General features: G+C 60.6%; 8 protein-coding genes and 1 pseudogene. 6 read left to right on the forward strand and 3 right to left on the reverse strand.

The genetic code is table 11. The features are described 5' to 3' along the window. The first annotated feature begins 314 nt into the window (after positions 1 to 314). The 4 genes and pseudogenes from CQ020_RS13930 (at position 315) to CQ020_RS13945 (ending at position 5,609) form a co-directional block, all read left to right on the forward strand. A complete protein-coding gene (locus CQ020_RS13930; protein WP_105692387.1) occupies positions 315 to 1,808 on the forward strand; it encodes a CoA-acylating methylmalonate-semialdehyde dehydrogenase in 1,494 nt (497 codons plus the stop codon). 122 nt (positions 1,809 to 1,930) lie between these two features. Beyond that, positions 1,931 to 2,485, forward strand: a complete 555-nt coding sequence (locus CQ020_RS13935) for a 3-hydroxyacyl-CoA dehydrogenase family protein (RefSeq protein WP_181151881.1) — start codon at positions 1,931 to 1,933, stop codon at positions 2,483 to 2,485. 44 nt (positions 2,486 to 2,529) lie between these two features. Continuing rightward, positions 2,530 to 3,867 carry a short-chain fatty acid transporter gene (locus CQ020_RS13940; RefSeq protein ID WP_105692389.1) on the forward strand — a complete coding sequence of 446 codons (1,338 nt, stop codon included), beginning with the start codon at positions 2,530 to 2,532 and terminating at the stop codon, positions 3,865 to 3,867. Between the two features lie 757 nt (positions 3,868 to 4,624). Further along, positions 4,625 to 5,609, forward strand: a pseudogene (locus tag CQ020_RS13945) (IS481 family transposase). A gap of 142 nt (positions 5,610 to 5,751) precedes the next feature. Here the strand turns inward: CQ020_RS13945 and CQ020_RS13950 are convergent. Beyond that, positions 5,752 to 7,479, reverse strand: coding sequence for an FAD-dependent oxidoreductase (locus CQ020_RS13950; protein WP_105692480.1), 1,728 nt, complete (start codon positions 7,477 to 7,479; stop codon positions 5,752 to 5,754). Positions 7,480 to 7,624: 145 nt separating this feature from the next. Then, the gene (locus CQ020_RS13955) at positions 7,625 to 8,926 is read right to left on the reverse strand and encodes an MFS transporter (protein ID WP_105692481.1); all 1,302 of its coding nucleotides are present in this window, start codon (positions 8,924 to 8,926) and stop codon (positions 7,625 to 7,627) included. Positions 8,927 to 9,117: 191 nt separating this feature from the next. On the opposite strand from CQ020_RS13955, the gene CQ020_RS13960 reads away from it, so the two are divergent. Both CQ020_RS13960 and CQ020_RS13965 read left to right on the forward strand, forming a co-directional pair. Continuing rightward, positions 9,118 to 9,972 (forward strand): sugar phosphate isomerase/epimerase, encoded by an 855-nt coding sequence (locus CQ020_RS13960; protein ID WP_105692390.1) that lies wholly within the window; start codon positions 9,118 to 9,120, stop codon positions 9,970 to 9,972. Positions 9,973 to 9,977: 5 nt separating this feature from the next. Beyond that, positions 9,978 to 10,763: an SDR family NAD(P)-dependent oxidoreductase gene (locus tag CQ020_RS13965; protein WP_146116657.1), complete on the forward strand. Its 786-nt coding sequence runs from the start codon at positions 9,978 to 9,980 to the stop codon at positions 10,761 to 10,763. On the opposite strand, the gene CQ020_RS13970 is transcribed toward CQ020_RS13965, so the two are convergent. Continuing rightward, a complete protein-coding gene (locus CQ020_RS13970; protein ID WP_105692392.1) occupies positions 10,760 to 11,761 on the reverse strand; it encodes a LacI family DNA-binding transcriptional regulator in 1,002 nt (333 codons plus the stop codon). The genes CQ020_RS13965 and CQ020_RS13970 overlap by 4 nt on opposite strands. Between the last annotated feature and the right edge of the window lie 252 nt (positions 11,762 to 12,013).

Here is a 12,013-nt window from a genome sequence, read left to right on the forward strand (position 1 = left end):
CGACAACGACGAGTCGGCGGCCCTGACCGGAATCACGAGCGCTGGACTGAACGGTGAGCCGGGATGAACGCCACGCAGCTGAGCCGGACCGACCCGGCAGGGCTCGCCGAGGCGCTGACCAATGAACTTCTTCGTGACCACCCCCCAGCCTCAAGGTCCCAACACCTGTCATTCCGGATGCTGAGCAGATCCAAGCCACGTACAAGGAAATCTACGCTTAACTTCCTCCGAAAAGACCGGACCAACGAACGGCTGTCTGCCGGAGAGAACCCGGCACAGACCTCCTCACCTTGTGACTCTGAAAAGGATTATTCATGACCACCATCAAGCATTTCATCAACGGTGTTGAAACTGCCGGTGTCGGCGATCGCAGCCAGCCGGTATACAACCCCGCCACCGGCGCCGTCTCCGCAACGCTGCGGCTCGCCAACCGGGCCGATCTGAACACCACCGTCGCCGCAGCGAAGGCCGCGGCGGAAAAGTGGGGAGACTTCTCCTTGGCCAAGCGCACCGCGGTGTTGTTCAAGTTCCGTGAACTGGTTGCAGCACACGTGGACGAGCTCGCCGAGCTGATCACTGCTGAGCATGGCAAGGTCCTCTCCGATGCTAAGGGCGAGATCGGGCGGGGTCTGGAAGTGATCGAGTTTGCATGTGGCATTCCAACCCTGCTCAAGGGCGATTACTCGGACCAGGTCTCCACCAACATCGATGTCTTCTCTTTCCGCGAGCCTCTGGGCGTTGTGGCAGGTATTACCCCGTTCAACTTCCCTGTGATGGTGCCCTTGTGGATGGCACCGATGGCCATTGCTACCGGCAACGCGTTCATCCTCAAGCCCTCCGAACGTGACCCTTCCGCCTCGATGCTGCTGGCCAAGCTCTGGAAGCAGGCCGGCCTGCCCGATGGCGTGTTCCAGGTCCTTCACGGTGACAAGGAAACCGTCGACGGCCTGCTAACCCACCCGGACGTCGACGGCATCTCCTTTGTCGGGTCCACCCCGATCGCCCAATACGTCCACGAAACCGCCACCAAGCACGGCAAAAGGGTCCAGGCCCTGGGCGGGGCGAAGAACCACGCAATCGTGATGCCCGACGCGGACCTGGACAACGCAGCAGACCACCTCGCCGCCGCTGCATTCGGTTCCGCCGGTGAGCGCTGCATGGCCATCTCTGTGGCCGTCGCCGTCGGGGACGCAGCGGACCTGCTGGTCAAGAATGTCGAAGAACGTGCCTTAGCTGTGAAGGTTAAGAACGGTACCGAACCCGACGCCGAGATGGGCCCGGTCATCACCCCGGCCTCCAAGGAACGCATCGTCAGGATCGTCACCGAAGCCGAAACCGCAGGAGCGGCCATGGTAGTGGATGGCCGGGACCTGGTGGTCCCGGGCCACGAACAGGGCTTCTGGGTAGGCCCTACCGTTCTGGATCATGTCAAGACCGAAATGACCGCCTACACCGAGGAAATCTTCGGACCCGTCCTGGTCGTCGTCCGCGTCGAGGACCTGGATGCCGGCATCGAGCTCATCAATGCCAACCCCTACGGTAACGGCACCGCCATCTTTACCTCCTCCGGCTCGAACGCGCGCAAGTTCCAGCGCTCGGTGACCGTGGGCATGATCGGTATCAACGTCCCGCTGCCCGTTCCGGTGGCCTACCACTCCTTCGGCGGGTGGAAGGCTTCCCTGTTCGGCGACAAGCACATCTACGGCCCCGAAGGCGTCTCTTTCTACACCCGTGGCAAGGTAATCACGTCCCGCTGGCCCGAGCCGACCCACGCCTCCGGCGCCTCCTATAACTTCCCCTCCAACTAGTCCCGTCCGCCAGGCTGTGGTTCTCGCTTGCGGGAACCACAGCCTGGCGGGAGGCAGACCAGATGCGTTTCGCAGAGAGTTTCCGAGGAGCAAGAACGGTGTTTCGCTATTATTCTGGTCTTATGTTGGCGGCTGCTGTCGTCGGGGCCGTCCTGAGCAACATCGCGTCAGGGGCACTCTTCCTTACCCTCGGCCTGGTGATGCTCGGGGTCGGCACCGCGACCATAATGCGTAACAAACTGTTCGGGGCCGTGGCGTTGAGCATGGGCGGCAACCCGCATCCGGATACCCTGCACCGACTCCGTCCGATACGGGTGAATCAGAAATTCGAAGCATTCGTCGTCAGCCGCCGACAAGGGGCCTTTCCTCGCGAGGCGTATTGCCTTGTACGCGACGGTGTGGCCTCGGCTGATGACGTCGACCGTGTGGACCGCGTAGGTCTTGGCCTGCGCTGGTCTTACATGCACCGCTTGAAACGGTGGATTTGGAACACCCGGGGAGGCACCGAGTCCCAGGCTCAAATATGGGCCGGGCCTTCGCTGGCATGGACGCTCGTGCGGCGCGTTGCCGCCGAGCGCCGTTCCCTAATCTCGCTGGCAGACTGGGAAGCCCGTGTGGCTTGGCGTGATGAACAGCTTATCAATCTCATCTACTTCAAAGAGGAAGTTATCCCATGACCAACCTAGAGACTCGCCCTGTTCCGTCCGGGAAACAAGGGCTAATGCAAAACATTGCAGGTTTTTTCACCGAGCTGATGCGCAAGTACCTGCCGGATTCGTTCGTCTTCGCAATCGGCTTGACCATCGTGACGTTAATTCTGGCAGTGGCTATCCAACATCAGAACCCGATCGATTCCATTTCCAGCTGGGGTAAAGGTTTTTGGGGCCTTCTTGCCTTTACCACGCAGATGGCCGTCATCCTCGCCTGCGGCTATGTGCTGGCGAACGCTCCCGTAACGGACCGGTTGCTGGACAGGATCGTCAGCCATGTCTCCGCACCGCGCACCGCCGTCATTGTCGCGACGCTCGTTGGCGGTATCGGCTCATACCTGAACTGGGGCTTTGGCCTGGTGATCGGCGGCGTCGTCGCCAAGAAGCTGGCCATGGAAGTGAAAGGTGTGCACTATCCACTGATCATCGCCTCCGCTTACAGCGGCTTCACGCTCTACGGTCTGGGCTTATCGGCGACCATTCCGCTGACCATCGCAACCCCCGGCCATCCGCTGGAGAAGAACATGGGCCTTATCGGCCTTGGCCAAACCATCTTCTCCCTACCCATGCTCGTCACGGCCGCAGTCGTCCTCATCACCCTGCCACTGCTCAACGCCGCCCTGCACCCGAAGCCCGGCCAGCCGGTAAAGGAAATCAACCGGGCACTCTTCGAGTCGGATAAGCCCACTGTCCGCGTCAATGAAGACCTGGCCGAAAACACCTTCGCTTCACGGATCAATAACAGCAGGGCGATCAGCATGATCATCGGCGCCCTCGGTATCGCTTACGTAGTGATCCACATGGTCCAAGGCGGCTCCGTGGACCTCAACCTGATTAACTTCGTCATCCTATTCTTGGGCATCATCCTGCTGGGAACCCCGATCATGTATGCCACGAAGCTCAACGAGGGTATCAAGACCATCTCGGGAATCATCCTGCAGTTCCCCTTCTACGCCGGCATTATGGCGATCATGGGCGGTTCCGGTCTGGTACTGACTATCTCCCAATGGTTCGTGAACGTTTCAACCGAGGAGAGTCTGCCGTTCTGGGGTTTGGTCAGCTCCTTCGTCATCAACTTCTTCGCGCCGAGTGCGGGCGGCCACTGGGCTATCCAGGGACCGTTCATGATCGAAGCGGCCAACACCTTGGGCTCCTCGCTGGCGCAGACCTCGATGTCGGTGCAGTTGGGCAATGCCTGGAATGACCTGGTCCAGCCGTTCTGGATCATGCCAGCCCTTGCCTTGTCCAAGCTGAAACTCAAGGACATCATGGGCTACTCGGTGATCGCAATGTTTTGGGTTGGCCTGATCTACATCGTCTCTGTCCTCGCGTGGGGTTTCTTGGGCTGACGGCATACCTGGTCGAAACCTTCGACAAAGCCGGGGCGGTGCCGCTGCTGCTGGCCGTCCGGGATAAGCACTTCGCATACTAGCCGGGCGCATGTCAGCGGAGGGACTTAATGCGAGGCAACTGCTCAGGGCCGTGACGCGGCCTGGAAAGCCAAAGTTGAGCACGCCAGTAAACAGCAAGACGGCACCATTTCTGAGAAAAATAGTTAAGGTAACCATCCGAGATACGGGCTCGGCTAGAGCAGCCACTAGGCCGGATGCCAAGAACCGCTGGCAGAGAAACAGACAGCTAAACCCCGGCGCACGGGGGGTTTTTCAGGGCGAGTTGTACTGAACCCTCCTACTGATTCCTCCAAGATTCCAGGACGGACGTACAGAGGAGGAGACCCCTCGGGTCTCCTCCTCTGTACGTCTGCGGATAGAGGCCGTGCACGGCCACCGCTCGCCCTGGTTAAGATACCCGGTAGTGGCGAGGTCGTTGTGAGCAGGTGGTCAGCGAGGTCCCGTCGTCTCCAAGTGTGCGGGAAAGCCCGGAGGAAGAGCTTCGGCTACGCCCATGTTGCTCCTGTGGCCGTCAAGACCATCTGGAGGTCGTGTGACAGCAATGCAGGTATGGGGTTGCGGCATCACGCACTAGGTGTACTAACCCGGTTGGTTGGTGGTGACACGGGGCGGGGCGGGAATTGACGCAATAAAGGGGACCTCCGGGTGTTGTGTGGAGCTTGTCGAGAGCAATCACACATACCAGGAGGTCCTCGTGTGCCACTCTAAAGCGATCCTTGCCCCTGCCGGCCGCCTAAAGCTCGCCCAGTGCGTGGTCGATGGCCACTGACCTTTGCGTCGGGCCGCTGAACGGTTCAACGTTTCGGTACCAACGGCTGCTCGCTGGGCCAAGCGCTATGTCGATCTCGGCGAAGCCGGCATGCAGGACCGTCCCAGCCAGCCGATGAGCTGTCCGCACCGCAGTGCCGTGCGGACAGAACGCAGGGTTGTTGGTCTTCGGACATCCAGACGTCGGGCCCGCCAGGATTGCCTACCACCTGCACTTGAACATCTCCACAGTCCACCGCTACCACTGCCCGCCGATACGCTTCACGGACCGTTCAACAGGAATTAGGATCCGGCAAGAACGCGCCCGCCGTTATGAATACGCCCGGCCGGGTGAAATGATCCACGTCGATGTGAAGAAGCTCGGCAGGATCCCGGACGGTGGAGGCCACCGTAGCTTGGGCCGGGTGGCCGGACAAGCCAATGTCCGTGCCCGGAATCTCGCTGAAGGAGCTCGGAAGAACCGGCGACTGCTTCGCGGATACACGTTCATCCACCACGCCGTCGATGACCACTCCCGCTACGTCTACTCCGAAATCCTGCCTGACGAAACCAAGGAAACCGCCTCAGCTTTCATGCGCAACGCCATTGCCGCGTTCGCCGCCCACGGCGTGAAGATCCAAAGGGTGCTCACCGATAACGGCTCCTGCTACCGGTCCAAGACCTTCGCCCAGGTCCTGGAAAAGCTGGGATCAGACACAAACGCACCAGGCCCTACCGACCCCAAACCAACGGCAAAGTCGAACGCTTCAACCGCATCCTCCTCGAAGAATGGGCCTACGCCCGGCCATACCTCAAAACCCGACCGGCAAGCCTGTTTCCCCGGCTTCATCGAGCACTACAATCACACCAGGCCACACACCGCGCTCAAAGGCGCCTCCCCAGCCAGCCGCGTAACCAAGCTACCGGGTTAGTACAGCTAGACCATCACACTGTGGCGCAGGCGGCTAATATGACTGCTTGCCTGAAACCGCGCTTGGTCGATGGTGTACCCGTTACAGCCTTCCAAGGCGATGTTCGCCCACCCTATTTTCGGACAGAAGGCTGCACAGATCTTCACGTCCCGTCGTCTTCGTATCCTGCAACGCCGGCCAGGTCACGCCCGGCGATGTACCCAAAAGTTAATGCCGGGCCGAGGTTGATGCCTCCCGCTGGATAGTGTCCGCCCATCACCGAGGCTTGATCGTTGCCGGCAACGTAGAGTCCCTCAATGGGTTTTCCGCTGGTGTCCAAGGCACGTGCATGTGGGTCGGTGGCGAGGCCCGCAAAGGTTCCGAAGGATCCGGGGAGCACTTTGACGGCGTAGAAGGGCCCCTTCTCCAAGGGGCGGAGTGATGGGTTGGGTGTGTTCTTGGGATCTCCGCCGTATCGGTTGAATTCGGTGGTTCCCCGGTTGAATTCGGGGTCGATGCCTTTGCGGGCGTTTTCGTTGAAGTCCGCCACGGTTTGTGCCAAAGCCCTTGGATCGATGCCGCAAGCGGCGGCTAGTTCTTCAATGGTGTCGCCTTTCTTCAGGTAGCCCGAGCGGAGGTAGGGGAACAGTGGAACGGGAATGGGTTTGGCCATTCCCAAAGGAAATTTGCGGACGTAGGCGGCGTCCGCGATTTGCCAGGCCTCGACCGGTTCACCTTCGGGGGTTGCTTTGAGCATTCCTTCGACATAGTCGTAGTAGCCGTTTGCTTCGTTGACGAATCGTTTGCCGTTGCGGAGCACGCCGATGCTGCCTGGTTTGGCCCGGTCCATGATGTGGGGGAACGTCCCTGTCCGGCCGTTGCGGTACGGGACCAGGGAAACCGGGCACCAGGCGGCCGGCGATTCGACGTCGGTCTCGAACTTGGCGCCGATGGCTTGGGCCATTGTTATGCCGTCTCCGATGGTTTCTTTGGGGGCCAAGGTCCAGTGTTCTTGACCGGTGGGGGTTTTAGGGAATAGTTCGGCACGGCGCGCGACGTCGTTGGGGAAGCCGCCCGTGGCGAGTACGACGCCACGGGATGCGTTGATGGTGCAGCTGCCGTCGGGTGAATGTACGACGGCGCCACTGACCTTTCCTGACTCATCGGTGAGGAGACGTTTGGCGGGGGTGGAGACGCGGATGTCGACGCCAAGGTCGTCAGCTGACTTCAGGAGCCTGGCGGTAAGTGCTGTGCCGTTGACGAGTTGCATGTTTCGGCGGTGGACGAGCAGGTCCAGGATGTGAAGTCCTACCCGCCAGGTTGCATGCAGCAGTCCGCCAAAGTTGCCTTGGGAAGCGGAGAGGAATTTGGTCAGATCGGGTCCGGCCATGATGCCCATGCCCAGGAAAGAGGTTTCGTAGAGTTGGTGGCGGGCCTTTGCCCGGAGCTCGGGCTTCATGTTGCGTGCATTGAGGGGTTTGGGACCCACAGAGCGGTTTCCGGTGCCCGCGCCAGGGGTCTGGCCGTAGATGTCCTTGATCTTGGCCCCGGGGACGAATTGGAGGCTGGTCCTTTTATGGAAGAACCCGACCATGTGCGGGACTGCTTCCAGGAAGGCGTCGATCCTTTCCACGCTGTAATTTCTCCCGATCCGGTGGCGCAGATAGGTTCGGAAGAGTTCCCGGTCCTCGTGGATTCCGTCCGACTTGGCCAAGGGGTTTCCCGGGGCCCAGGCCCAGCCGCCGGACCAGCTTGTGGCACCCCCACAGACGTGCGCCTTTTCCACAACGATGACTTTCATTCCGTGGTAAGCGGCTGTGACCGCTGCTGACAGGCCGCCTGCGCCCGAGCCGATGACCAGGACGTCACAGTCCAGGGTAGTACGGGGCATAGTGCTTTTTTCATTGATACTGGTGGTCTTCACTCGGTTCTGGCCTTCGTTTTTCTCGTGACGGGCGGGGAAGCAGGTGCGGGCCATTCCTGGCCGTCACCTGCTTCCGGTCTATTGCTGAGAGGGACTGGGTGCTACTTGTGAGCTAGTGGTGTTCCTTGTTGGCCCATTTGTAGGACCAAAGGCTTGAGACCAGTGCGATGAGGCATAGGCCGGCAAGGAGTGCTGCCGCAGGGACCCAGCTGCCGCTGCTGGCCATCAGGGCAGTAGCGATCAGGGGTATGAAGCCGCCGACGGCACCTGCCAGTGCGTAGGCAAATCCGGCACCGCTGTATCGGATCCGGACATCGAACATGTCGGTGAACCAGGTTTGCTGAACGCAGGTGGAGATGTTATGTCCAAGGTTGATGAGTGCGACAAAGCCAAGGATCATCGGGAAAAGGTCGCCGCTTTCAAGGGCGGCGAAGAATGGGGCAGCTGAAAGCGCTGCGGCCAGTGGACCGATGATGTAGAACCATTTCCTGCCGAACTTGTCGGCGAGCCGACCCCAGAGCGCCAGGAAAGGAATGGCCAGGACCATGGCGACCATGGAAGCGGTTAGAACAGTGGACGCTGGGGTGTCGGTGAAGTTCTTGACATAGGCGAGCGAGAACGTAAAGCCCATGTAGAAGGTGCTTTGGTCCACCATCCGCATGCCGATCACGGCCAGGATCTTCTTTGGGCTTGTTTTGAGCGCTTCGGCCAAGGGAGCCTGAGTGGCCTTGTGCTCTTCTTTGGCGGCGGCGAATTCGGCTGATTCCGGCACTCCGGCGCGGATCCAGAGACCGACGAGGGCGAAGAGGATGCTGATCACAAATGGCAGCCGCCAGCCCCAAGTGAGGAACTGCTCGGGGGTGGTCATGGCGGTAACCAATGAGAACGCGCCGGTACCGAGCAGCAACCCGACGAAAGAGCCGATCTGGACGCCGGTGGCCAGGAAGTTCCGTTTACCTGCCGGCGCGTTTTCCACTGCCATCAGCGCCGCGCCTCCCCACTCCCCGCCGACGGCGATGCCTTGGATGGCCCGCAGAGTCACAAGCAGGATGGGTGCTGCTACACCGATTGCCGCATAGCTGGGAAGCAAACCGATAGCTGTGCTTGCGAGACCCATCATGATGACGGTGATGAAGAGCATGGTGCGGCGACCGTACTTATCACCAAAATGCCCGAAGATGGCCCCGCCCAACGGACGAAACAAAAATCCGACGGCGAAGGAGCCCATCGAGGCCAGCAAGCCGGCGACCTGGTTGTCGGACGGGAAGAACAAAGGGCCGAACACAACGGCGGCCGCCGTGCCATAGAGGAAGAAGTCGTACCAGTCAACGATGGCGCCTACTGTGCTGGCCAGTGCTGCGCGGCGGCCAGCTTTGGCATTCACCGCTGCCCGGGGAGGGGGAGGAGTGCTCATGGCTGAGGCGCTCACTGTATTGGGGGCTTGGGGACTCGTCATTGCGGTTCACCGCAACCTTTCTGTAGCTCGGCTGCACCTTTGCTGGCGAGCGGAATGAATGCTTTAATGACTACGTAGTCATTTAGTGATTTTGATCATACGCGCATCGCTGGATCGCGGTCAAACATCTATTGAGCAGGACGGAAGTTATGAAGAGAACCATTGGCCTGGCCCACCTGTCAGCGCTGCATTTGAGCCCGCCCGAACTGGTGGACGCTGCGGCTGATGCCGGTTTTACCTCCGTCGGCGTTCGTGTCTTCCCTGCCACCACGGGCGAATCGACCTACCCGATGGCCGCTGGCTCAGAGTTATCTGCGCGGATGCTGGACCGACTCGCGGACAGGGGATTAGCTGTACGCGACGTAGAGGTATTCACCCTTGATGGGAACCGAGGCCGTGCTGAGTGGGGGCCTGTCCTTGAGGCGGGGGCAGCGCTGGGGGCCAGCGTTCTCAACGTCATCGGGAGCGATCCGGACGCCATGCGACTACGGGATAGTCTTTCCGCGCTGGTTGAGGATGCCAGAGGATTCGGGATCCGGCCCTCCGTTGAACCTATCTCGTATCAGCCACTTTCATCCGTGTCCGAAGCGGGACGCCTTGTAAAGCAAACCGGTTGCGGGATCATGCTCGATATTCTGCACTTCGTGCGTGCCGGCGGTCGGATTGCGGAACTGGAGTATCTGCCGACGGAGGCCGTGACTGTTATTCAGCTCTGTGACGGTCCTGTCGACACTCCTGACTTGCCGGTCCCTCGTGCCATGCCCTTGGGCCAGGACGTCAATGGATCCCGGCGGCAGATCGAATCCCGTTCAAAGAGGCTGGCCCCCGGGGAGGGTGTCTTCCCCCTCAGGGAGATACTGGATCTCTTCCCGGATACGCCGGTCAGCGTCGAAGTCCCCGACGTCCTGGCTGTCGAGGTGCAAGGCACAGTTGCGCACCTTCAACACCTCTATGAGGCAGCTGCAACGCTGACTCGAACCTCCCTGAAAACTGAAGCGAAGTGAACACTATGAGCGAACTTACCCAAGCAATAACCGCCCGGACCGCCACGCCGGAGACCTATTGGCCCGGTCGTTTTCAGGACCAGGTGATCCTGGTGACCGGTGCCGCAGGCGGACTCGGCTCTGACACGGCGGATCGACTGGCACGCGAAGGTGCCAAAGTTGTCTGCACCGATGTCACTGCCGGCGGCCGGGGTGACGGCAGCAGCCCGTCCAACTGCATGGCGTTGAATGTTACCCAAAGGCAGGACTGGGACCACGCCGTGCAAGCCTCTCTGGAGCGTTACGGCAGGATCGACGGGGCGCTCTTTGCTCACGGCATACAGGGACCTGAGGTTTCCGTGACGGACATGCCGGCAGAGGGATGGGCCAGGACCCTGAGCGTAAATCTGGACGGCTGCCTTTACGGCCTTGCCAGCGTCCTGCCGGTCCTCACCAGCCAGGCCTACGGAAGAATTGCCATCCTTTCATCCATATCCGCGCGTGAAGGCAATCCGCACCAGGCGGCTTACTCTGCGTCCAAGGCCGGCCTTGTTGCGTTGGTGAAAACGGCAGCGAAAGAGGTGGCCCCTTACGGTGTTACGGTCAATTCCATCGCGCCCTCCATGATGAAAACCCGGCTCCTTCAGGACCTGAGCCCCGAACGAAATGCCCAACTTCTCTCCAAGGTTCCTATGGGCAGAGTCGGGTTGCCGGAAGAATTTTCCGCGCTGGCCACTTGGTTGCTTTCCGCGGAGGCCAGCTACATGACGGGACAGACCTTGGACCTCAGCGGCGGCCGCAACACCGCCTAAACCGCGGGAGCCGTCGTCGCCCGCACGTGCAAGCGGACCGGAAAAACGGTCTTCATCGTTTCGCTGGGAGGCTCACCTTCAATCCTCCCAGCGAGACGGTCCACTGCCAGATACGACATCTCAAGGATCGGCTGATGGACGGTGGTGAGGTTGATGAACGCCCACCCCGCAGGCCCGGAATCATCGAACCCGACGACGGAAAGCTCCGCAGGGACGTTGATCCCCAGTTGCGCAGCCGCGTCCAAGACGGCAAAGGCCAACGCATCCGTCACACAGTAGACGGCTGTGGGCCTGTCGCCGCTGTCCAACAACTCCAGGGCGGCTCGAACACCCTCGTCGTGAGTGAGTCGAAGATGTCGAACCCACTCTTCGCGAATCTGCAGCCCTCGCCGTTCCATCGCGGCCCGGAACCCGTCCTCACGGTCGCGGCCGTTGGACCGGTCCCGCAAAGTGGTCAGTACACCGATGTCCTTGTGGCCCAATTCTTCGAGATGGGCGACGACGATCTCGCCGGCACGTCGGTCATCGGCAAGTACTGCCTCGACCTCAACAGTTGTATCGTCGCGGCTGAGCAACACCACGGGGGTCCCGCGCTCCAACACCCTGCGGACGGCGGCGGAAGACTCACGTGCTGAAACAAATATCATGCCGTCGACCGTTGCACTGTCAAGGACGTCAACAGCCTCAGGATCAGGTGAGATGTCCGGATCCCGGATGAGGACCATCCGATACCCACGCTCGAGAAGCCTGTTTTGCAAGGACTCAACAATGACCGGATAGATGGGGCTGGTCAGGTCAGCAACAACCACTCCAACGGCGTGGGTCCGTCTTGTCACCATCATGCGGGCAGCGGCATCGGGCACGTACCCGAGCTCCCTCGCCACCGACAGAATCCGAGCTTTCGTGGCCGGAGCGACGGACGGATGCCCCCGAAGAGCGCGCGACACCGTCGATTGCGACAATCCCAAATGACGGGCCACGTCAACACTGGTTACCATTCCACCATCGTATTTCACCGATCCTGGTCGATCGGTAAATCCAGCCTCTCAGCGGACTGGCGCTGTGAGGTTGCGCGCCGCAGCAGTTCTCGGAAAGTTCGTGGGGAGAACGGCCGTACATCGCCCCTGCACGTGTCATTTGAACACATGCGGCAGAACAAGTTATGGCTTCTGGGCACATGGCTGCAGTCACAAGGCTCTGGAATGCTGGGTCACGCGGCGCCCCCAAGGGCCGTCGCTCGTCCCTTCTCT

The sequence above is a fragment of the Arthrobacter sp. MYb23 genome, assembly GCF_002979775.1.
Taxonomy (GTDB): Bacteria; Actinomycetota; Actinomycetes; order Actinomycetales; family Micrococcaceae; genus Arthrobacter.